15 protein-coding genes are annotated in these 22,852 nt (G+C 70.6%); 4 read left to right on the forward strand and 11 right to left on the reverse strand.

Going from position 1 to position 22,852, the window contains the following annotated elements:
* Positions 1 to 39: 39 nt before the first annotated feature.
* Entirely contained in the window at positions 40 to 933 is an 894-nt protein-coding gene (locus ACOBQB_RS08750; protein WP_423590130.1) for an AraC family transcriptional regulator, read from the reverse strand.
* A gap of 79 nt (positions 934 to 1,012) precedes the next feature.
* Here ACOBQB_RS08750 and ACOBQB_RS08755 point away from each other — a divergent pair, with 79 nt between their 5' ends.
* From ACOBQB_RS08755 to ACOBQB_RS08765, 3 genes are all read left to right on the forward strand, one after another.
* Positions 1,013 to 5,698 (forward strand): ATP-dependent helicase, encoded by a 4,686-nt coding sequence (locus ACOBQB_RS08755; protein ID WP_423590132.1) that lies wholly within the window; start codon positions 1,013 to 1,015, stop codon positions 5,696 to 5,698.
* A 371-nt stretch (positions 5,699 to 6,069) separates the two neighbouring features.
* On the forward strand, positions 6,070 to 6,870 hold the full coding sequence (locus ACOBQB_RS08760) for an Fpg/Nei family DNA glycosylase (RefSeq protein WP_423590134.1): 801 nt from the start codon (positions 6,070 to 6,072) through the stop codon (positions 6,868 to 6,870).
* A 60-nt stretch (positions 6,871 to 6,930) separates the two neighbouring features.
* Complete coding sequence (locus ACOBQB_RS08765; protein WP_423590136.1) at positions 6,931 to 7,731, forward strand: SDR family NAD(P)-dependent oxidoreductase; 801 nt, start codon at positions 6,931 to 6,933, stop codon at positions 7,729 to 7,731.
* On the opposite strand, the gene ACOBQB_RS08770 is transcribed toward ACOBQB_RS08765, so the two are convergent.
* The 8 genes from ACOBQB_RS08770 to ACOBQB_RS08805 all read right to left on the reverse strand — a co-directional run bounded on the left by ACOBQB_RS08770 (position 7,679) and on the right by ACOBQB_RS08805 (position 16,009).
* On the reverse strand, positions 7,679 to 8,008 hold the full coding sequence (locus tag ACOBQB_RS08770; RefSeq protein WP_423590499.1) for a hypothetical protein: 330 nt from the start codon (positions 8,006 to 8,008) through the stop codon (positions 7,679 to 7,681). The genes ACOBQB_RS08765 and ACOBQB_RS08770 overlap by 53 nt on opposite strands.
* A 239-nt stretch (positions 8,009 to 8,247) precedes the next feature.
* Positions 8,248 to 8,718, reverse strand: coding sequence for a Dps family protein (locus tag ACOBQB_RS08775; RefSeq protein WP_223777142.1), 471 nt, complete (start codon positions 8,716 to 8,718; stop codon positions 8,248 to 8,250).
* Between the two features lie 290 nt (positions 8,719 to 9,008).
* A complete protein-coding gene (locus ACOBQB_RS08780; RefSeq protein WP_423590138.1) occupies positions 9,009 to 9,389 on the reverse strand; it encodes a helix-turn-helix domain-containing protein in 381 nt (126 codons plus the stop codon).
* Between the two features lie 109 nt (positions 9,390 to 9,498).
* The gene (locus ACOBQB_RS08785; RefSeq protein ID WP_423590140.1) at positions 9,499 to 10,080 is read right to left on the reverse strand and encodes a CinA family protein; all 582 of its coding nucleotides are present in this window, start codon (positions 10,078 to 10,080) and stop codon (positions 9,499 to 9,501) included.
* Complete coding sequence (gene pgsA / locus ACOBQB_RS08790) at positions 10,077 to 10,778, reverse strand: CDP-diacylglycerol--glycerol-3-phosphate 3-phosphatidyltransferase (RefSeq protein ID WP_423590142.1); 702 nt, start codon at positions 10,776 to 10,778, stop codon at positions 10,077 to 10,079. Before pgsA ends, ACOBQB_RS08785 begins: the two co-directional genes overlap by 4 nt.
* Positions 10,775 to 12,247: a 30S ribosomal protein S12 methylthiotransferase RimO gene (rimO, locus tag ACOBQB_RS08795; protein ID WP_423590143.1), complete on the reverse strand. Its 1,473-nt coding sequence runs from the start codon at positions 12,245 to 12,247 to the stop codon at positions 10,775 to 10,777. The genes pgsA and rimO overlap by 4 nt, the downstream gene beginning before the upstream one ends.
* Positions 12,248 to 12,385: 138 nt before the next feature.
* Positions 12,386 to 13,273 (reverse strand): helix-turn-helix domain-containing protein, encoded by an 888-nt coding sequence (locus ACOBQB_RS08800; protein WP_423590145.1) that lies wholly within the window; start codon positions 13,271 to 13,273, stop codon positions 12,386 to 12,388.
* Positions 13,274 to 13,480: 207 nt separating this feature from the next.
* Complete coding sequence (locus ACOBQB_RS08805) at positions 13,481 to 16,009, reverse strand: DNA translocase FtsK (RefSeq protein ID WP_423590147.1); 2,529 nt, start codon at positions 16,007 to 16,009, stop codon at positions 13,481 to 13,483.
* 19 nt (positions 16,010 to 16,028) lie between these two features.
* Between ACOBQB_RS08805 and ACOBQB_RS08810 the strand changes: the two genes are divergently transcribed.
* Positions 16,029 to 16,253, forward strand: a complete 225-nt coding sequence (locus tag ACOBQB_RS08810) for a hypothetical protein (RefSeq protein ID WP_423590149.1) — start codon at positions 16,029 to 16,031, stop codon at positions 16,251 to 16,253.
* Between the two features lie 138 nt (positions 16,254 to 16,391).
* On the opposite strand, the gene ACOBQB_RS08815 is transcribed toward ACOBQB_RS08810, so the two are convergent.
* Both ACOBQB_RS08815 and ACOBQB_RS08820 read right to left on the reverse strand, forming a co-directional pair.
* Entirely contained in the window at positions 16,392 to 17,075 is a 684-nt protein-coding gene (locus ACOBQB_RS08815; protein WP_423590151.1) for a response regulator, read from the reverse strand.
* Positions 17,076 to 17,319: 244 nt separating this feature from the next.
* Positions 17,320 to 22,824, reverse strand: a complete 5,505-nt coding sequence (locus ACOBQB_RS08820) for a HAMP domain-containing protein (RefSeq protein WP_423590153.1) — start codon at positions 22,822 to 22,824, stop codon at positions 17,320 to 17,322.
* Positions 22,825 to 22,852 lie beyond the last annotated feature (28 nt).

The following is a 22,852-nucleotide window of genomic DNA, read 5'->3' on the forward strand; positions in this document are numbered from 1 at the left end:
CGTCGCTCCCGCGTCTGCCATCCGGTGCGCCAATGCCTGCTATGCCCTCGGGGTTCGTCTGTTCTGACACGCACCGGACGTTACGAGCGCGGCCCCGGCCGGGTCTTGTACGTTCTTGCGCCCACGCTGATAGGCCCCCGGCGGCACCCCAACGATCCGGGTGAAATGCCGGTTGAGGTGCGGCTGGTCGGTGAACCCCACGGCGACGGCCGCCTCGGCGGGCGCCGTACCCGCGTCGAGGAGGTGGCGGGCCCGGCGCACTCGCGCGTCGGTGAGCCACGCGTGCGGAGGCATGCCGTACGCGTCACGGAAGGCGCGCAGGAGAGCGAACGGACTGGCGCCGAGTTCGGTGGCGAGCCGCTCAAGGCTCGGCGGGTCCACGAGGCTCTCCTCCAGGACGGCACGCGCGCGTGCCGCGATCTTCGCGCCCGCCGTGCGCACGGTGCGCTGCGGCAGAGATCCGCCGTTGAGCCGCAGCAGCCTGGTCACCGCCACCCGCAGCAGCGTGTCGGCGGCGAGGGCGTTGCCCTCTTCCGCCGCGCGCAGCACCCGGTGCACGAGCTCCACGGCGTACGGATCGTCGAGGACCGGGCGGATGAAGCCGGGCGAGCCGCGAAGGGTCGTCGTCTCCGCCGCGATGGCGGCGACCACGTCCGGTGCCGGGTAGACCGCGCCGTACCGCCAGCCCTCGGGCACGCCGGCCCGGCCGGTGTGCGGGGTGTCGGGGTTGATCAGGGCGAGGGACCCCGGCCCCGCGTGCCGGTCGGCGCCTGTGTGGTGGAAGACGTCGACGCCCTCGGCGATCGCCGCGATCACGTAGTGCTCGTGGGTGTGCCGCACGAACGTCCTGCGGACGTAGCGGGCCCGCAGCAGGTCGACGCCGGGCAGGTCGGCGTACCGCCAGTGCCGTGCCTGCTCCGCCGAAGCCGCCATGTCCCCATTCTGCGACGGACGCGCAACCTCTTTTCCGCAGGTCGGCGCCGTTGTCAGTGGCGGGGTGCACGATGGGGTCATGGTCAGCTCCACATCCGGTGCCCCCAGCGCCCGTAGCGCGCTCGACGGATTCTCCCCCGCGACCCGCAGTTGGTTCACGGGGGCTTTCTCCGCGCCCACCTCCGCCCAGGCCGGGGCGTGGCAGGCCATCTCCGAGGGCTCCGACGTGCTGGTCGTCGCGCCCACCGGGTCGGGCAAGACCCTGGCCGCGTTCCTCGCCGCGCTCGACCAGCTGGCCTCGACGCCGCCGCCGGCCGACCCGAAGAAGCGCTGCCGAGTCCTGTACGTGTCGCCGTTGAAGGCCCTCGCGGTCGACGTGGAGCGCAATCTGCGCAGTCCTCTGACCGGCATCCGCCAGGAGGCCGTGCGCCTCGGCATGCCCGAGCCTGAGGTGCGCGTCGGCATCCGCTCGGGCGACACACCCGCCGCCGAGCGCCGCGCCCTGGCGACCCGCCCGCCGGACATCCTGATCACCACCCCCGAGTCGCTCTTCCTGATGCTCACCTCGGCCACGCGGGACGCGCTCACCGGCATCGAGACGGTGATCCTCGACGAGGTGCACGCCGTCGCGGGCACCAAGCGCGGCGCGCATCTCGCCCTGTCCCTGGAGCGGCTGGACGAGCTGCTGCCGAAGCCCGCCCGCCGCATCGGCCTGTCGGCGACGGTGCGGCCGGTGGACGAGGTGGCGCGCTATCTCTCCCCGAAGCGCAAGGTGGAGATCGTCCAGCCGCCGTCCGGCAAGGAGTTCGACCTTTCGGTGGTCGTCCCGGTCGAGGACCTCGGCGAGTTGGGCGGCTCCCCGGTCGCCGACTCCGGGGACGGCGGCGGCCCGGCGGCGGAACGCCCCTCGATCTGGCCGCACGTCGAGGAGCGGATCACCGACCTCGTCCAGGCGCACCGCTCGACGATCGTCTTCGCCAACTCCCGCCGCCTGGCCGAGCGCCTGTGCAACCGCCTCAACGAAATCGCGTACGAACGGGCGACCGGTGAGGCCCTCCCCGAGGATCACTCCCCGGCGGAGCTGATGGCCGAGTCGGGTGCCGCCAAGGGCGCCCCGCCCATCCTGGCCCGCGCCCACCACGGCTCGGTCTCCAAGGAGCAGCGCGCCCAGGTCGAGGAGGACCTGAAGGCGGGCAGGCTGCCGGCCGTGGTCGCCACGTCCAGTCTGGAGCTGGGCATCGACATGGGAGCGGTCGACCTGGTCGTGCAGGTCGAGTCGCCACCGTCCGTCGCCTCCGGGCTTCAGCGCGTGGGGCGCGCGGGCCACCAAGTGGGCGCGGTCTCCACCGGAGTCGTCTTCCCCAAGTACCGGGGCGACCTGGTCCAGGCGGCCGTCGTCACGGAGCGGATGCGCACCGGCTCGATCGAGTCGCTGCGCGTCCCGGCCAACCCTCTGGACGTGCTGGCGCAGCAGCTGGTGGCGATGGTGGCGCTCGACACCTGGCAGGTCGACGACCTCCTGACGGTGGTCCGCCGAGCCGCCTCCTTCGCCTCGCTCCCGGAGTCCGCCTTCACGGCCGTGCTCGACATGCTCGCGGGCCGCTATCCGTCCGACGCCTTCGCGGAGCTGCGGCCCCGCGTGGTCTGGGACCGCGTGACGGGCACGGTCACGGGACGCCCCGGAGCGCAGCGTCTCGCGGTCACCTCCGGAGGCACAATCCCCGACCGCGGCCTCTTCGGGGTCTTCCTCGCGGGCGCCGACCCGAAGAAGGGCGGCGGCCGCGTCGGAGAGCTCGACGAGGAGATGGTGTACGAGTCCCGGATCGGCGACGTCTTCACCCTCGGCACCAGCTCCTGGCGCATCGAGGACATCACCCGCGACCGCGTCCTCGTCTCCCCCGCCCCCGGGGTCCCGGGTCGGCTGCCCTTCTGGAAGGGCGACCAGCTGGGCCGCCCACTCGAACTGGGCCGCGCGCTCGGCGCGTTCCTCAGAGAGGTCGGCGCGCTCTCGCGGGAGGACGCGCGCGTGCGGCTGCTGGCCGCGGGGCTCGACTCCTGGGCCGCCGACAACGTCCTTTCGTACCTCGCGGAGCAGCGCGAGGCCTGCGGGCACATCCCGGACGACCGCACGATCGTCGTCGAGCGGTTCCGCGACGAGCTGGGCGACTGGCGGGTCGTCGTGCACTCCCCCTTCGGCGCCCAGGTGCACGCCCCGTGGGCCCTCGCCCTGGGCGCCCGCCTGACCGAGCGGTACGGCATGGACGCCCAGGTCATGCACGCCGACGACGGCATCGTGCTCCGTCTGCCGGACGCCGACCTCATGGGCCTTGACCTCCTCGACCAGGACCCGACCGAGCCCCCGGTGGAGTACGACGCGGAGAAGGCCCCCATCGGAGCCGGTGACGTCGCCTTCGACAAGGGCGAGGTCAACCAGATCGTCACCGACCAGGTGGGCGGCTCGGCCCTGTTCGCCTCCCGCTTCCGGGAGTGCGCCGCCCGCGCCCTGCTGCTGCCCCGCCGCAGCCCCGGCAAGCGCACCCCCCTGTGGCAGCAACGCCAGCGCGCCGCTCAACTGCTCGAAGTGGCGAGCGAGTACGGCTCGTTCCCGATCGTCCTGGAGGCCGTCAGGGAGTGCCTCCAGGATGTCTTCGACGTACCGGGCCTCACGGAACTGATGGGCGACATCGAGTCCCGCAGCGTCCGCCTCGTCGAGGTCACCACCCCCGAGCCCTCCCCCTTCGCCCGCTCCCTCCTGTTCGGGTACGTGGCGCAGTTCCTGTACGAGGGCGACTCCCCCCTGGCCGAGCGGCGCGCGGCGGCCCTCTCTCTGGACTCCCACCTCCTCGCGGAGCTCCTCGGCCAGGCAGAGCTGCGCGAACTGCTCGACGCGGACGTCCTCGCCGAGCTGGAGCAGGAGCTCCAGTGGCGCACGGAGGACCGGCGGGTCAAGGACTCCGAAGGCGTCGCCGACCTGCTGCGCCTTCTCGGGCCGCTCACCGAGGCCGAGTTGACCGAGCGCGGCGCCGAGCGCGGGTGGGCAGCCGAGCTGGCGTCCGCACGCCGCGCCATCCGGGTCCGCATCGCCGGGGCGGACCACTGGGCGGCGATCGAGGACGCGGGCCGCCTGCGGGACGCCCTCGGCACGGCCCTGCCGGTGGGGGTCCCCGAAGCGTTCACCGAGCCGGTCAAGGACCCCCTCGGCGACCTCCTGGCCCGCTTCGCCCGCACGCACGGCCCGTTCACGTCCGCCACCGCCGCCGCCCGCTTCGGCCTCGGGACCGCGGTCACGGAGGGCGCGCTGCAACGCCTCGCGGCGAACGGCCGTGTCGTACAAGGAGAGTTCCACCCGGCTGACATCGGCCAGGAGTGGTGCGACGCCGCGGTCCTGCGCCGCCTGCGCCGCCGCTCCCTGGCTGCGCTGCGGCATGAGCTGGAGCCCGTACCTCCCTCGGCGCTCGCCCAGTTCCTGCCCCAGTGGCAGCACCTGAGCGGTCATGGGCTGCGCGGCATCGACGGTCTGGCGCGCGCCGTGGAGCAGTTGCAGGGCGCGACCGTCCCGGCCTCCGCCCTCGAAAAGCTGGTCCTGCCCTCGCGGGTCGCCGGCTACACCCCCGCCATGCTCGACGAACTCACCGCGGCCGGTGAGGTCGTCTGGGCCGGCGCCGGGTCCCTGCCGGGGAAGGACGGCTGGGTCTCCCTCTACCTCGCCGACACGGCACCACTGCTCCTGCCGCCCCCACATCCCTTGGAGCTGACCGCCCTGCACCAATCCGTCCTGGACACCCTCACCGGGGGGTACGGCCTCTTCTTCCGCCAGATCGCCGACCAGGTCCGCGCCACCACCCACCCGGAGGCCTCGGACCCGCAACTGGCCGACGCGATCTGGGACCTGGCCTGGTCGGGACGGCTCACGAACGACACCCTCACCCCGATGCGTTCGCTCCTCGGCTCCGGACGCACCGCGGGATCCACGGCTCACCGCGCCAAGCGGGGCATCCCGCGCGGACGCTACGGCTCCTTGACCGCCGCCGCCCGCACCGCCTCGCGCACCGGCCCCCCGACGGTCGCGGGCCGCTGGTCGCTGCTCCCGGAGCGTGAGCCCGACCCGACGCTGCGCGCCCACGCCCTGGCCCGCACTCTCCTGGACCGGCATGGCGTGGTCACCCGCGGCGCGGTGGCGGCCGAAGGCGTGGAAGGCGGCTTCTCGGCGACGTACCGTGTCCTGTCCGCCTTCGAGGACAGTGGTCAAGCCCGGCGGGGCTACGTCGTGGAGGGGCTCGGCGCGGCCCAGTTCGCGATGGACGGCGCAGTGGACCGCCTGCGCGCCACGGCGAACACCCGGGAGCGTACGGACAGCGGCCGCCCCTCCGACGCGCAGGCCGCCGTCGTCCTCGCCGCCGCCGACCCCGCCAACGCGTACGGCGCCGCGCTGCCCTGGCCCGAGCCACCGTCCGGTGCGAGCCACAAGCCCGGCCGCAAAGCGGGCTCCCTGGTCGTTCTGGTCGACGGCGAACTGACGCTCTACATGGAGCGCGGCGGCAAGACCCTCCTGGCCTGGCCCGCCACCCCCGAAGACCCGGTCACCGAAGACCCCCGCCTGCACGCCGCCGCCGAAGCCCTGGCCGCAGCCGCCCGAGCGGGCTCGCTCGGCACGGTAACGGTGGAGCGGGTCAACGGCGCCGCGGCCCTGACCTCCCCTTTCGGCCCCCTCCTGGAAGGAGCCGGCTTCCACGCCACCCCACGGGGGCTGCGGTTGCGTGCATAGCCCTAACCTCGCAGCAGGCCTGGCGCGGCTACGGCTACGGCTCCCGTTCCGGCCCCGAATCCGGTTTCGGCCCCGATTCCGGTTCCGGTTCAAGCTCCGGTTCCGGTTCAAGCTCCGGTTCCGGTTCCGGCCCCCGCAGGATCCAGCCTCAGCCAGCGCCCCGGCCCGGCTTCGACCCGGCCCCAGCCCGGCCGGACCAAAGCCTGCGCCGGCCCGGGCCACGGCCCAGGCCCCAACCGCCCACCCCCTGCCACAGCCACAGCCACAGCCCAACCCACCCCGGCACCAGCACCGACACCGACACCGGCACCGCCCCCAGGCTCAGCCGCCCCACCCCGCCCCACCCCCGCCCTCCATGCCACCCTGGACCCATGCCCGAAGGCGACACCGTCCACCAGGCAGCCCGGCGGCTGCACACCGCCCTCGCCGGGCACGCCCTCACGCGCTCCGACCTCCGCGTCCCCAAACTCGCGACGGTCGACCTCACCGGACGCACCGTCCTGGACGTGACGGCACGCGGAAAGCACCTCCTCACCCGTATCGAGGGCGGCCTCACCCTCCACTCGCACCTCCGCATGGACGGCGTCTGGCGGATCTACACCCCCGGCGAGCCCTGGCGCGGCGGCCCAGGGCACCAGATCCGGGCGATTCTCGGCACCGCCGAGCGCACCGCCGTCGGCTACCGCCTGCCCGTCCTGGACCTGCTCCGCACCTCCGACGAGGACAGGGCCGTGGGCCACCTGGGCCCCGACCTCCTCGGCCCGGACTGGGACCCCGAGCGCGCACTCGAGAACCTCCTCGCGACGCCTGACCGCGCCCTGGGCGAGGCCCTGCTGGACCAGCGCAACCTCGCGGGCATCGGCAACATCTACAAGAGCGAGCTCTGCTTCCTCCTGGGCACCACCCCCTGGCTCCCCGTAGGTGAACTCCCCGAGGAAACGGCCGCCCGCCTGCCCGGGCTCGCGAAGAAGCTCCTGGAAGCCAACCGCGACCGTCCCTCCCGCACCACCACCGGCCGCCCCCGCACCGGCCAGCGCCTGTACGTGTACGGCCGCGCGCCCCGCCCCTGCCTGCGCTGCGGCACCTCCATCCGCGTGGCGGAGCAGGGCGACGGCTCCCGCAGCCGCCCCACCTACTGGTGCCCCACCTGCCAGCAGGGCCCAACCCCCTGATGCAACCCGGCCCACACCCCACCAGTTGACGCCCCGTCAGCTCCGCCGTACCGTCCCGTCATGGCCGTCAAGGCGTACGACCTCACCGGACGCACCGCGTTCGTCACCGGCGCCGCGAGCGGCATCGGCCGCGCGTCGGCTCTGCTCCTGGCCGAGGCTGGTGCCACGGTCCACTGCGCCGACCGCGACGCCCGAAAACTCCATGAGACCGCGACGCTCATCAAGGCATCCGGCGGCGAGGCCCACACCCACGAACTGAACGTCGCCGACAAGGAACAGCTCGACCGAGCCGTCACGCAAGCCGCGTCGGCGGCCACGGGCACCGGCCGGCTCGACATCATGGCGGCCATCGCCGGAGTCATGCACAGCAGCCCTGTCCTGGAGACCCGTGAGGCAGACCTCGACCACGTTCTGGACATCAACTTCAAGGGCGTTCTTTACGCGTGCCAGTCCGCGGCCCGCGTCATGATCGAGGCGGGCACGGGCGGCAGCATCGTCACCATGGCCTCGGGAGCCGTGGACACCGGCGGCCCCGGCCTCCTCTGCTACGGGGCGTCAAAGGCGGCCGTCGTACAGCTCACAAAAACGCTGGCGACGGAAGTCGGCCCGCACGGCATCCGGGTGAACGCCGTGGCGCCGGGCTGGATCCGTACTCCGATGACCGAGCGGCACGACACCAGGGCACAGGCTCACACGGCCAAGGCTCACACGGACGCGATCATGAAGCGCATGTCACCTCTGGGCCGCGTCGGCGAACCGGACGACATCGCGCACGCCGTGCTGCACCTGGCGTCCGACGCCTCATCCTTCACGACGGGCCAGATCCTCCGCCCGAACGGCGGCGTCGCCATGCCTTGGTAGGGCCCCGCCGCACCCCGACAACCCGCTCCCGCCCCACACCCCACGGCGCACGCCCCAAAGCCACCCCAGAAGCCGACGGCCCACGCCAAGCCGACGGCCTACGCCCCTGCGCCTTCGCCGTCGCTTTCGGCACACAATGCACAGGCAGCAAACTCAGGCCCCAGCCCCCCGCCGCGACAGCACCCTCCAACGCCCCGGCATCAGGCGCGAGGGCCAGCCGCAACACTCCCCACCACCACACCGCACCGACCGCAAGAAGAGGCACCCGCCGCACCACCCGCCACGCAACGGCTTTCCCGCACACGGCTGTCACGGATATCACGGCTGTCACCTCCCGCCGACGCGAGATCGACGCAGATCGACGCTAGACCCCCGGTTCACCGCACGGAAGGGCGCACCCGAGGGCGTGCCAACGGCGTGGGAAGCACTGCGGCGTCCACGACATGCCCCCGGGCACGCCCACCGGCACACCCACCCGCACGCCCTCGGCGGCACCGACCCCCGCCCCGCACTCCGTCAGCCGTTCTCAGCCTGGAACATCCAGTGGTGCTTCTCAAGGTCGGCCGTGATCCCGATGAAGATGTCCTGGCTGACCGGGTCGGCCTCACCGGTCGCGTCGATCCGCTCACGGAAGCGCGTGATCACCGCGCCCAGCGCGTCCACGAGCACCCCGATGGCGTCCGCGTCCTTGATCCAGCCCTCGGGGGTCTTTCCGATACCGCTGCTCTGCGCCACGGTCGCCGCGCGCCCGTCGGGCGAGACCCCGAGCGTGGAGGCGCGCTCCGCCACCGTGTCGGAGTGCTGCCTGGCGGTGTCGACGACCTCGTCCAGCTGGAGATGTACGGAGCGGAAACGCGGTCCGATGACATTCCAGTGAACCTGCTTGGCGACCAGCGACAGGTCGACCAGGTCCACCAGCGCGCCCTGCAGCGCCTCCGAGACCGTCTTCTGGTCCGCGTCGGACAGCGGGCTCTTGGCGACGTACATCTGTCTCCTCCAACTCATCGACGAATGAGAGAAACCCTCATCAACCATGGCACAGGTAGGCCGATATGGCTGATTAGAGGCCTTCAGGGCTTACGGCCCGATAAGGCGGTCTCTCAGTGCTGAGTGGTCTTCTGTCCCGCCCCGGAACTTCTACACAGGACGTCCGTCCCTTCAGGGAACGCAAAAGGTCCCGACCGGATACCGGTCGGGACCTCCACACGCACGAGCGCTCAGCCAGAAAGCACGCGGCAGCCGCAGCACACCTCACCGCACGTCACACCACAGCGTCATCACGCCGCGACGACGTCCACCGCCTCGGCCGGCGCCTTGATCGTCACCCGTTCCGGTGGCACACCGGCCACGGAGACAGAGACGGAGTTGAGCATCGGACGAACCGGCGCGCGCACCGGTTCCGTGACTGCTGCCGACTCAGCCAGCTCCGCGAGCGACAATTCGTCGCTCACTTCACGCATCAGCTCGGACATCCGTACGTCAAGCGCGTCGCAGATCGCGGAAAGCAGCTCGGAGGAAGCCTCCTTCTGCCCCCGCTCCACCTCGGAGAGATAGCCGAGCGAGACTCGGGCGGACGAGGAGACTTCGCGCAGAGTACGGCCCTGGCGCTGGCGCTGCCGACGCAGCACGTCACCCAGCAGGCGACGGAGCAGAATCATCGGTGGCTCCCTCCTCGGACCGCGTAGCCGCATCCTTCACGCCCCACCGTACCGCCTCGTGCGGCGGCCGTGCGGGGAGCGATGTCGTGTTCACTCAGGGCTGCAAACATCAATTCCCCCCGTTCTGTTCCGTATCCTGTGCCCGCCCGTTCCCGGCAGGTTCGTCCGCGAGCTGCTTGAGCAGCAGCGTCAGCACGCTCCGTACACTCTCCCTACGGATTTCCGAGCGGTCCCCGTTCAACCGCAGGGCGGTGACTTTCCCCTCGGCTCCGCCATCGGCGTAACCCCGCATGCCGTCCATGCCCGGCCCCGCGACCGCCACGAAGACGGTCCCGACGGGCTTGCCGTCCTGGGAGGTGGGCCCCGCGACACCGGTCGTGGCGATGCCCCAGTCGGCGCCGAGCGCCTTGCGTACGCCGATCGCCATCTGCCGGGCCACCTCGGGATCCACCGCTCCGCGTTCGTCCAGCAGAGTGCCCTCGACCCCGAGGACGTCCCGCTTCACGTCGGTGGCGTACGCCGTGACGGACCCCCGGAAGACCGCCGAGGCACCGGGCGCCGCCGTGATCTCCGCGGCCACCAGACCCCCGGTGAGCGACTCGGCGACGGCCAGCGTCTCGCCGCGTGCGGCCAGGAGCCGCAGCAGCCTGCTCGCCGACACCGCGACAGCCGAGAGTCCGGGGGATGTCACTTCGCCGCCTCCCGGGCGGACTCCGCTGCCGCCGTACGCTCCTCGGCCTTGCCCTGCCTGCGCAGCACCACGGCCTGCTTCACATAGTCGAGCCCGGTCACCACCGTCAGTACGACGGCGACCGCCATCACCCAGAACCGCAGTGTCGCGAGCGGCCCCGTCAGGGCGAGAACGTACATGCCGACCGCCGTGCCCTGCGCGAGCGTCTTCATCTTGCCGCCGCGACTGGCCGGAATGACTCCATAGCGGATCACCCAGAACCGCAGCAGCGTGATGCCGAGCTCGCGCCCGAGAATCACCCCGGTGACCCACCAGGGGAGGTCGCCGAGCCACGACAGACAGATCAGCGCGGCACCCATGATCGCCTTGTCGGCGATGGGGTCGGCGATCTTCCCGAAGTCCGTGACCAGGTTGTATGTGCGCGCCAGATGCCCATCGAAGAGGTCGGTGATCATGGCGACGGCGAAGGCGGCCCAGGCGAAGGAGCGCCAGGCCGGGTCATATCCGCCGTTGCCGAGCAGCAGCATCACGAAGCCCGGCACGAGCAGCAGCCGGAGCATGGTCAACAGGTTGGCAACGTTCCACAGGCTGGCCTGATCTACGGCCGCAGCACCCAGCTTCCCGCCACGCACCGGCTTGGCGCCCGGAGCGCCGTGCGCGCCGGAGCCGCCTGACGCGGATGCCGGGACTCCGGTCATCTGCCGGCCTCCTCTGGACATTCAGCCACCAAGTCCACGCCCTCCGTGCCGACGACCTTTGCCATGACCATACGGCCGACCTGGAGGCCCTCGGAGGCACCCGGGCCCGTCAGACGGATCTGGCCGTCCGTCTCCGGAGCCTGGTGCGCGGCGCGGCCGAGCGGCCCCTCCTCCTCGTCGAGGGACTCGACGAGGACCTCGACGCTCTCGCCGAGCCGCTCCTCCGCACGCTGCGAGGTGAGGTCCTCGGCGAGCCGCGCGATGTGCGCGAGCCGCTCGTCGACGACGTCCTGGTCGAGCTTCCCGTCGTACGTCGCCGCCTCGGTGCCCTCCTCGTCGGAGTACCCGAAGACGCCGATGGCGTCGAGGCGCGCGCCGGTCAGGAAGCGCTCCAGCTCGGCGAGGTCGCCCTCGGTCTCGCCGGGGAAGCCGACGATGAAGTTCGAGCGGACACCGGCCTGCGGCGCCTTGGACCGGATGGTCTCCAGCAGCTCCAGGAAGCGGTCGGTGTCACCGAAGCGCCGCATCGCGCGCAGCACACCGGGCGCGGAGTGCTGGAAGGACAGGTCGAAGTAGGGAGCGACCTTCTCCGTCGACGTGAGGACGTCGATAAGGCCGGGGCGCATCTCGGCGGGCTGGAGGTAGCTGACCCGGATGCGTTCGATTCCGTCGACGGCGGCCAGCTCGGGCAGCAGGGTCTCCAGGAGCCGGATGTCACCGAGGTCCTTGCCGTACGAGGTGTTGTTCTCGGAGACGAGCATGACCTCCTTGACGCCCTGCTCGGCGAGCCAGCGGGTCTCGCCGAGGACGTCGGAGGGGCGGCGCGAGATGAAGGAGCCGCGGAAGGACGGGATGGCGCAGAACGAGCAGCGCCGGTCGCAGCCGGAGGCCAGCTTCACCGAGGCGACGGGGTTGCTGCCGAGGCGGCGGCGCAGCGGGGCGCGCGGCCCCGACGCGGGCGCGACGCCCTCGGGCAGGTCCTTGGGGGCCGCCACGGGTGCGTGCCCGGGCAGGGCGATCCCGGCCCCGGCGTCCTGTCGCTCCGCCGGGCTGATCGGCAGGAGCTTGCGCCGGTCACGCGGGGTGTGCGCCTCGACGCTGCCGCCGCTCAGGATGGTCTGGAGACGGTTGGAGATGTCGGAGTAGTCGTCGAACCCGAGCACGCCGTCGGCCTCGGGGAGCGCGTCGGCGAGTTCCTTGCCGTACCGCTCGGCCATGCAGCCGACCGCGACGACGGCCTGGGTCTTGCCGTGCCCCTTGAGGTCATTGGCTTCGAGGAGGGCGTCGACGGAGTCCTTCTTGGCGGCTTCGACGAAGCCGCAGGTGTTGACGACGGCGACGTCCGCGTCCTCGGCGTCCTCGACGAGCTGCCAGCCATCCGCCTCCAAGCGGCCTGCGAGCTCCTCCGAGTCCACCTCGTTACGGGCGCAGCCAAGAGTGACAAGGGCGACGGTGCGGCGTTCGGGCATGGTCTCAAGACTACTTCGTCCATGCCTCGACCCCCGCCCCCAGGGTTACCCGGCGGTTGGCCGGCGGCCGTCGGCGCGTCACCCGGACGTCACCGCGGTCCGCGCCGCGCCGCTGGCCAGCGGGGTGCAGGGCGTCGGTCAGCCGACCTCCGGGTCGCCCTTCGTGTACGAGAGACGCTCGACCTGGCCGGGTTCGAATTCGTTCTCGACCGGCTTGCCGTTCACGTACAGGTTGATCGCGCCCGCGTCGCCCAGGATGAGGTCGATCTTCTGCTTGTCCTGGAACGTCTTGGCCTGGCCCTGCTCCAGGACGCCGTCGAAGAGGGTGCGGCCGCTGTGGTCCTTGGCCGAGATCCAGCTGCGGCCGTCGGCGGCGTCGACCTTGACCGTGACCTTGTCGCGCGGCACGCCGGCGATGGCGCTGTCGGACGGGTCGGGCTTGGGGTCGGCGGGCTTGTTGGGCTTGGGCTTCTCCGCGGCCTTGGAGGGGGCGGGGGGCGAGCCCTCGGCGACCGACTTCGACCCGGCACCGTCGTCACCGCCGTTGAACGCGGTGAAACCGACGAAGCCGATCACCGCGACGATCGCGGCGACCATGGCGGCGGTCCAGTTCGGCCTGCGCGGATCGGAGCGGATGCGTTCGGCCTCGAAGAGCGGGGCCGCCGAGGTGGGCGCGGGCGGGTGGCCGCCGTGCGCCGCGTCGTACTGCGCGACGAGCGGGGCCGGATCGAGGTGGACGGCGCGGGCCAGCGTCCTGATGTGGCCGCGGGCGTACACGTCGCCGCCGCAGCGGGAGAAGTCGTCCTGCTCGATGGCGTGCACGATGGGGATGCGCACCCGGGTGGACGTACTGATCTCGTCCACGGTGAGCCCGGCGTCGACGCGGGCCTGCCGCAGCGCGTGGCCGATCGAGGGCCGGTCGTCGCCCTGGCGGTCGTCTGCGGGGCTCTCGTCTGCCGGGCCGGTGAGTCGGTCGAGGCGGTCGTCTGAAGGTCGGTCGTCTTCAGGGAAGTTGCCGATGGACACGGGGGCGCCTTTCGAGCGTGTAGCCACCTGCCGGAGGTTCAGTTTAGGGGGGTCCGGAAAGGATGGGGCAACCGGACGGACGGACTTTGTACGCCATCAGAAGGGACGGACGTCCTGATGGCGGCACACCGTGCCCGTCCCGACATCGCACCGTCCCCTCCCTCAACTTGACGTACGCCGAAGAGAAACGGTTGCCTCCCGAATTCCTCAGGCCTGAGCCTCCCCGCGGATCACGGCGAGCACTCCATCCAGCTCATCGGGTTTCACCAGGACATCACGCGCCTTGGAGCCCTCGCTCGGGCCCACGATGCTGCGCGACTCCATGAGGTCCATCAGCCGCCCGGCCTTGGCGAAGCCGACGCGCAGCTTGCGCTGGAGCATCGACGTGGACCCGAACTGAGTGGATACGACCAGCTCAGCGGCCTGACACAGCAGATCGAGGTCGTCGCCGATGTCCTCGTCGATCTCCTTCTTCTGCTTGGTGCCGACGGTGACGTCGTCGCGGAAGACGGGCGCCATCTGGTCCTTGCAGTGCTGCACCACCGCGTGGATCTCGTCCTCGGTGACGAAGGCACCCTGCATTCGGGTGGGCTTGTTCGCCCCCATCGGCAGGAAGAGGCCGTCGCCCTTGCCGATGAGCTTCTCCGCGCCCGGCTGGTCGAGGATGACGCGGCTGTCCGCGAGCGAGGAGGTCGCGAAGGCGAGCCGCGAAGGAACGTTCGCCTTGATCAGACCGGTCACGACGTCCACCGAAGGCCGCTGCGTGGCGAGCACCAGGTGGATGCCGGCCGCGCGCGCGAGCTGCGTGATGCGCACGATCGAGTCCTCGACGTCGCGCGGCGCGACCATCATCAGGTCGGCGAGCTCGTCGACGATCACCAGCAGGTACGGATAGGCCTGCAGCTCCCGCTCACTGCCTTCGGGCGTCTTGAGCTTGCCCTCACGGACGGCCTGGTTGAAGTCGTCGATGTGCCGGTAGCCGAACGCGGCCAGGTCGTCGTAGCGCAGGTCCATCTCGCGTACGACCCACTGGAGGGCCTCGGCGGCCTTCTTCGGGTTGGTGATGATCGGCGTGATCAGGTGCGGGATGCCCTCGTACGCGGTGAGCTCGACGCGCTTGGGGTCGACGAGGACCATCCGGACGTCCTCGGGCGTCGCTCTTATCATGATCGAAGTGATCAGGCAGTTGATGCACGAGGACTTACCGGAACCGGTGGCACCGGCGACCAGGATGTGCGGCATCTTCGCCATGTTGGCCATGACGTAGCCGCCCTCGACGTCCTTGCCGAGCGCCACCAGCATCGGGTGGTCGTCCTCGGCCGCGTCCGCGAGGCGCAGCACGTCGCCGACGTTGACCATCTCGCGGTCGGTGTTCGGGATCTCGATGCCGACCGCGGACTTGCCGGGGATCGGCGAGATGATCCGTACGTCCGGGGAGGCGACCGCGTACGCGATGTTCTTGGCCAGCGCCGTGATCTTCTCGACCTTCACGGCGGGGCCGAGCTCGATCTCGTAGCGCGTGACCGTCGGGCCGCGCGTGAAGCCGGTGACGACGGCGTCGACCTTGAACTCCGTGAACACGTTCGTCAGGGAGGCCACCACCGCGTCGTTGGCGGCGCTGCGGGTCTTGCCCGGGCCGCCGCGCTCCAGGAGGTCGAGCGAGGGCAGCGCGTACGTGATGTCGCCGGCGAGCTGGAGCTGCTCGGCGCGCGCCGGCAGTTCGCGCGGGGCCTCGGGAGCGGACTTGGTGAGGTCCGGCACGACGCCCTCGGCGGGCGTCTGTGGCGTCTTCTTGAGCTTGCCGGGCACGGGGGCGTCCGTGGCGCGCGCGGGCGGCACAGGGGCCGTACGCGCGCGCTCCGCCTCCTCCTCGCGCTCTTCCCGCTCCCCCGATACGCCCTGTGTCAGATCGGCGACCAGCGGCGAGGGCGGCATGCCGTGCAGAACGGCGCCGTCCAGGTCGGCGGCCGCGGCGGCCGCCACGTCCACGGCGTCCATGGGCCGGCCCAGCTCCGGCTGTACGGAAGTCCTGCGCGGCCTGCGGCGCCTGGAGAGCGCCTGCTCCTCGGCGTGGTCGGGGGCGTACGCGTCCGGGGCGGTGGTGCGCCGTCGCGAGGAGCGCGCGGGCAGGGCCTCGCGCCACTGCTCGTCGTAGCGCTCGTCGTCGTCGGAGAACGCGTCGGCCTCGGGGTACGGCTGGAGCACGCCGAGCTTGGTACCGAGCAGGCGCAGACGCTGCGGAATGGCGTTGACGGGCGTCGCCGTGACGACGAGCAACCCGAAGACGGTGAGCAGCACCAGCAGCGGCACCGCGAGGATCTCGCCCATCGTGAAGATCAGCGGTGTGGAGGCACCCCAGCCGATCAGGCCACCGGCGTCCCTTATCGCCTGCATGCCGTCGCTGCGGGCGGGCGAGCCGCACGCCACGTGGACCTGCCCGAGGACTCCGACGACCAGGGCGGAGAGGCCGATCACGATCCGGCCGTTCGCCTCGGGCTGCTCCGGGTGCCGGATGAGGCGTACGGCGATGGCGCCGACCAGCAGCGGCACCAGCAGGTCGAGGCGGCCGAACGCGCCGGTCACCAGGATCTCGACGAGATCACCGACCGGGCCCCGCAGGTTCGACCAGGTGCCCGCCGCGACGATCAGGGCGACGCCGAGCAGCAGCAGCGCGAGGCCGTCCTTGCGGTGGGCCGGGTCGAGGCCCTTCGCGCCGCGCCCTATGCCCCGGAACATCGCGCCGACCGTGTGTGCGATGCCCAGCCAGACCGCGCGCACCAAGCGGTACAACCCGCTGGTGGGGCTGGGCGCCGGCTGGGGGGCGGGCTTCTTCGCCACGGCCTTCTTGGCCGGTGCCTTCTTCGCGGGTGCCTTCTTCGCGGCCGTTTTCTTCGCGGGCGGTTTGGCGGCGGGCCTCTTCGCCAAAGCCTTCGTCGGCGCGGCCGCCTTCTTCGCGGGCGTCTTCTTGGCTGCGGACTGACGTGAGGCCATGGGTGTGAGGTTACCGTCGTCGACCACTGTGGACACGTGTGCCCACTGCTTCACCCGTTCGTGTCGCCCTTGCGGGCGCGGTGAACTGACGGAGGTTCACCACCGGCTCCACGGGCGGCACACCGCGTCAGTTCTGCGAGGGGACCGAGGGGGCGCCGCTGCCGGTGCCTGGTTCCAGGGCGTCAAGGGCTCGGCGCAGGCCGGTCAGTTTGCGTTCGAGATGGGCGGCGGTGGCGACCGCGGCCGCGTCCGCCGACTCGTCGTCCAGCTGTTTGGACAGCGCCTCCGCCTGTTCCTCGACGGCGGCGAGCCGCGCCGACAGCTCGGCGAGCAGCCCCGCGGGCTCCTTGGCGTCGCCCGCCGTGGCCTTGTCGCCGCCCTCCAGCTGGAGACGGAGCAGCGCCGCCTGCTCCCGCAGCTGGCAGTTCTTCATGTACAGCTCGACGAACACCGAGACCTTCGCGCGCAGCACCCACGGGTCGAACGGCTTGGAGATGTAGTCCACCGCGCCCGCCGCGTAGCCACGGAAGGTGTGGTGCGGCCCGTGGTTGATGGCGGTGAGGAAGATGATCGGGATGTCCCGGGTCCGCTCCCGCCGCTTGATGTGCGCGGCGGTTTCGAAACCGTCCATTCCCGGCATCTGGACGTCCAGCAGAATGACCGCGAAGTCGTCCGTGAGTAGTGCTTTGAGCGCTTCCTCCCCGGACGATGCCCGCACCAGTGTCTGATCGAGCGCAGAGAGGATGGCCTCCAGCGCCAGCAGATTCTCCGGCCGGTCATCGACCAGGAGGATCTTGGCCTTCTGCACCATGGCCCGCCCTCCTCGCCCCGGCGAAACACCGGGCGCCGCCCCAGAGGACGACTCCCTTACGCCGCCCGTCCTTGTGCCGGTCATGGTAGCCGCACCCCGCCTGTCGCCACACCCTGTCACCGCGATGTCACTGTGCACGTAGCAGAAACGCGGTGGGAGACCAGAAGGTTCCCCGAATACCGCGGTTCTACACGACTTCGGCCACACTCTGTCAGCAACTCCGTGTGACGAAGCCGGTTCTCGGTCATTGCCCGCGCATCCACTGCTCCATCACCGACAACAGATGATCCGGATCGACCGGCTTCGTGACGTAGTCGGAAGCTCCGGAGTCGATCGCCTTCTCCCGGTCGCCCTTCATCGCCTTCGCCGTGAGCGCGATGATCGGCAGTCCGGCGAACTGCGGCATCCTGCGGATCGCCGTCGTCGTCGCGTACCCGTCCATCTCCGGCATCATGATGTCCATCAGAACGACCGTCACGTCGTCGTGCTGCTCCAGCACTTCGATGCCCTCCCGGCCGTTCTCCGCGTACAGCACCGACAGGCCGTGCTGCTCCAGGACGCTGGTGAGCGCGAAGACGTTGCGGATGTCGTCGTCGACGATCAGCACCTTCTCCCCCTCGAAGTGGAAGCCCGGCCGCGCGGCCGGCACCTCCTGCCCCGCGGGCCACTGCTCCTGCGGCCGCTGGTCCTGCCCGCCGGCCACCGGCTGCCCCGGCTGCGCGGGCGGATGCTCCGCCGCGGCCGCCGCGCGCCGACGGCGCCTCAGGAGGGCCGCCGGGCCCGTCTGCGGCTCCTGCGGCACCGCGGCGCCGACAGGCTGCGTGGGGGCCTCGGGGCCCGCCGGGCCGCTCTCCGCGGCGGGGAGTTCCGCCGTGGCGCGCGGGGGCGCGAGCTGCGCGTAGCCCTGGGGAGGCAGTTCGCTCGGGTGCAGGGGCAAATAGAGCGTGAAGGTCGAGCCTCGGCCCGGCTCGCTCTGGGCGTAGATCTCACCGCCGAGCAGTCGTGCGATCTCCCGGCTGATCGACAGGCCGAGGCCCGTGCCGCCGTACTTCCGGCTGGTCGTACCGTCGGCCTGCTTGAACGCCTCGAAGATGACCCGCATCTTGCTGGCCGCGATACCGATGCCGGTGTCCGTGACCGAGAAGGCGATCAGGTCGGCCCCCGGGTCCCGCAGCGAGCCCGCCTCCAGGAGCTGCTCGCGGATCGCGTTGGGCACGTCGTTGTTGGCGTGCCGGATCACCAGCTCGACCGCTCCGGAGTCGGTGAACTTCACCGCGTTGGACAGGAGGTTGCGCAGCACCTGGAGCAGGCGCTGCTCGTCCGTGTGCAGCGTCGCGGGCAGCTCCGGGGAGACGCGTACGGAGAAATCGAGCCCCTTCTCCGCGGTCAGCGGGCGGAACGTGGCCTCTACGTAGTCGACGAGTTGCACCAGGGCGATGCGCGTCGGGGAGACGTCCATCTTGCCGGCCTCGACCTTCGACAGGTCGAGGATGTCGTTGATGAGCTGGAGCAGATCCGAGCCCGCGCCGTGGATCGTCTCGGCGAACTCCACCTGCTTCGGGGTGAGGTTCGAGTCGGCGTTGTCGGCGAGCAACTTGGCGAGGATCAGCAAGGAGTTGAGCGGTGTGCGCAGCTCGTGCGACATGTTCGCCAGGAACTCGGACTTGTAGCGCATCGAGACCGCGAGCTGCTCCGCGCGCTCCTCCAGTACCTGCCTGGCCTCTTCGATCTCGGTGTTCTTGACCTCGATGTCACGGTTCTGCCGGGCCAGCAGCTCGGCCTTCTCCTCCAACTCGGCGTTCGAGTCCTGGAGCGCCTTCTGCCGGCTCTCCAACTCCGCCGACCGCTCGCGCAGTTGCTCGGTCAGCTCCTGTGACTGCTTGAGCAGCACCTCGGTCTTGGTGTTGACGCTGATGGTGTTGACGCTCGTCGCGATCATCTCGGCGATCTGGCTGAGGAAGTCCTTCTGGATCTGCGTGAAGGGCTGGAACGCGGCCAGCTCGATCACGCCGAGGACGGTCCCTTCGAAGAGCACCGGCAACACGATGACCTGTGCGGGCGGCGCCTCGCCGAGGCCGGAGGCGATCCGCAGATAGCCGGTGGGCGCGTTCTCCACGAGGATCGTGCGCCGCTCCTTGGCGGCCGTGCCGATCAGCGTCTCACCGGGCCGGAAGGACGTCGGCATGGAGCCCATGGAGTAGCCGTAGCTGCCGAGCATGCGCAGCTCGTACGCGTCCTCGTTCTCGCCCCCGAGGTCCGTGCCGTCGTCCGTGGGCATCGCCAGGAAGAACGCGCCGTGCTGCGCGGAGACCACCGGCGTCAGTTCGCTCATGATCAACGAGGCGACGTCGTCCAGGTCCCTGCGGCCCTGCATGAGGCCCGAGATCCGCGCGAGGTTGCCCTTGAGCCAGTCCTGTTCCTTGTTGGCCAGGGTGGTGTCGCGGAGGTTGGCGATCATCGTGTTGATGTTGTCCTGGAGGACCTGGATCTCGCCCGCCGCGTCGACCTCGATCTTCAGGTTCAGATCGCCGCGGGTCACCGCGGTGGCGACCTTGGCGATGGCACGCACCTGCCGGGTGAGGTTCCCGGCCATCTCGTTCACGGACTCGGTGAGATCACGCCAGGTGCCGTCGACGTCCCGCACGCGTGCCTGGCCGCCCAGCTGGCCCTCCGTGCCCACCTCGCGGGCGACCCGGGTGACCTGCTCGGCGAAGGACGACAGCTGGTCGACCATCGTGTTGATGGTGGTCTTCAGCTCCAGGATCTCGCCCCGGGCGTCGATGTCGATCTTCTTGGTGAGATCACCCTTGGCGATCGCGGTGGTCACCATCGCGATGTTGCGGACCTGCCCGGTGAGGTTCGACGCCATCGAGTTCACCGACTCGGTGAGGTCCTTCCACGTACCGGACACACCCGGCACGCGCGCCTGACCGCCGAGGATGCCGTCCGTGCCCACCTCGCGGGCCACGCGCGTGACCTCATCGGCGAACGAACTCAGCGTCGTCACCATCGTGTTGACCGTGTCGGCGAGCTGCGCGACCTCGCCGCGCGCCTCGACGGTGACCTTCTTGGTGAGATCTCCGTTGGCGACCGCCGCCGACACTTGGGAGATGTTCCGCACCTGGCTGGTCAGGTTGTTGGCCATCAGGTTGACGTTGTCGCTCAGGTCCTTCCAGATGCCGGTGACACCCGGCACCCGCGCCTGGCCGCCGAGCTGGCCCTCGGTGCCGACCTCGCGGGCCACGCGCGTGACCTGCTCGGCGAACGAGGAGAGCTGGTCGACCATGGTGTTGACGGTCGTGACGAGTTCGAGGATCTCGCCCTTCGCGTCAACGGTGATCTTCTTGGAGAGGTCGCCCATGGCGACGGCGGTGGTGACCTCGGCGATGTTCCGCACCTGGAGGGTGAGGTTGTTCGCCATGCCGTTCACGGACTGCGTCAGGTCCTTCCAGGTGCCCGATACGCCCTGGACCTCGGCCTGGCCGCCGAGGATGCCGTCGGTGCCCACCTCGCGGGCGACCCGCGTGACCTGCTCCGCGAAGGCCGAGAGCTGGTCCACCATGGTGTTGAGGGTGTTCTTCAGCTCCAGGATCTCGCCGCGCGCGTCCACGTCGATCTTCTGCGACAGGTCGCCGCGGGCCACCGCCGTCGCGACCTGCGCGATGTTGCGCACCTGGGCGGTGAGGTTCCCGGCCATGCCGTTCACGGAGTCCGTCAGGTCGCGCCACACCCCGGCCACGCCCGGCACCTGCGCCTGACCGCCCAGCCGTCCCTCGGTGCCCACCTCGCGGGCCACCCGGGTCACCTGGTCGGCGAAGGCGGAGAGCTGGTCGACCATCGTGTTGATGGTGTTCTTCAGCTCCAGGATCTCGCCGCGCGCGTCGACCTCGATCTTCTGCGACAGGTCGCCGCGGGCCACCGCCGTCGTCACCTGCGCGATCTGACGTACCTGCGACGTCAGGTTCCCCGCCATGAAGTTGACGGAGTCCGTGAGGTCCTTCCACGTACCGCTCACGCCGTCCACGCGCGCCTGGCCGCCGAGCCGGCCCTCGGTGCCCACGTCGCGCGCCATCCGCGTGACCTGGTCGGCAAAGGACGACAGCTGGTCCACCATCGTGTTCACGGTGTTCTTCAGCTGGAGCATCTCTCCGGAGACGTCCACCGTGACCTTCTGCGACAGGTCGCCGTTGGCCACCGCCGTCGTCACCTGCGCGATGTTGCGCACCTGACCGGTGAGGTTGCGGAAGGCGGTGTTCACCGAGTCGGTGAGGTCCTTCCACGTACCGGCCGCGCCCTGCACCTGCGCCTGACCGCCCAGCTCGCCCTCGACGCCGATCTCCCGCGCCACGCGTGTGACTTCGGAACCGAAGGCGGAGAGCTGGTCCACCATGGTGTTCACGGTGTTCTTCAGCTCAAGCATCTCGCCCGCGACGTCGACGGTGACCTTCTGCGACAGATCGCCGTTGGCCACCGCCGTCGTCACCTGCGCGATGTCCCGCACCTGCGTGGTGAGGTTGCGGAAGACCGTGTTGACCGAGTCCGTCAGATCCTTCCAAGTGCCCGCCGCGCCCGGCACATTGGCCTGACCACCCAGCTGCCCCTCGGCACCGACCTCGTTGGCCACACGCGTGACCTCGTCCGCGAACGTACGCAGTGTCTCGGTCATCTGGTTGATCGTCTCGGCGAGCTGGGCGACCTCGCCGCGCGCGCTCACCGTCACCTTCCGCGACAGGTCGCCGTTGGCGACCGCCGTGGTCACCTCCGCGATGCCCCGCACCTGGGCGGTGAGATTGCCGGCCATGAGGTTCACCGAATCGGTGAGGTCCTTCCACACACCCGCCACACCCGGCACCTGCGCCTGGCCGCCGAGCTCGCCCTCTGTGCCGACCTCGCGGGCGACGCGCGTCACCTCGGAGGAGAACGAGGAGAGCTGGTCCACCATCGTGTTGACGGTGTTCTTCAGCTCCAGCATCTCGCCCGCGACATGAACCGTGACCTTCCGGGACAAGTCCCCCTTCGCCACGGCGGTCGTCACCAGCGCGATGTCCCGCACCTGCGCCGTCAGGCGGTACGCCATGGTGTTGACCGAGTCCGTGAGGTCCTTCCACGAACCGGACATCCCGCGCACCCTGGCCTGCCCGCCCAGCTTGCCCTCCGTACCGACCTCGCTGGCCACCCGCGTGACCTCGTCGGTGAACGTGGACAACTGATCGACGAGGTTGTTGACCGTCCGGCCGACCTTCAGGAACTCGCCGCGCAGCGGATGACCGTTCCCGTCCGCCCCTTGCGCCCGCAGCTCCATGCGCTGCTCCAGGTCGCCCTCCGCCACCGCGGAGAGAACCCGGCCGACCTCGGAGACAGGACGTACGAGATCGTCGACAAGGGCGTTCGACGCCTCGATCGCGGCCGCCCACGAGCCCTCGCTCGCTCCGCTCTCCAGCCGTTCCGTGAGTTTTCCCTCACGTCCGACCATGCGCCGCACCCGGGAGAGCTCACCCGTCAAGTGCAGATTCCGGTCGGCGACCTCGTTGAAGACCGCGGCGATCTGCGACATGACGTCGTCACCGGAGACCGTGAGCCGCTTACGGAAATTACCGTCCCGCATCGCCACCAGGGCCGCGAGCAGCCGGTTCAAGGCCGCCGCGTCCACGGAAGCGGTCGCCCCATTGCGCGATTTGCGCTGTTTGTTCAGGGACTGTCCGTCTTTCGCGCGCGTCTCAGTGCCCCGCGTCGCTGCGCCAGACTCCACTGTGTCCCTCCCGCAAGGGTTGACCTAC

This window comes from Streptomyces sp. G5(2025), assembly GCF_049542075.1.
Classification (GTDB): Bacteria; Actinomycetota; Actinomycetes; order Streptomycetales; family Streptomycetaceae; genus Streptomyces.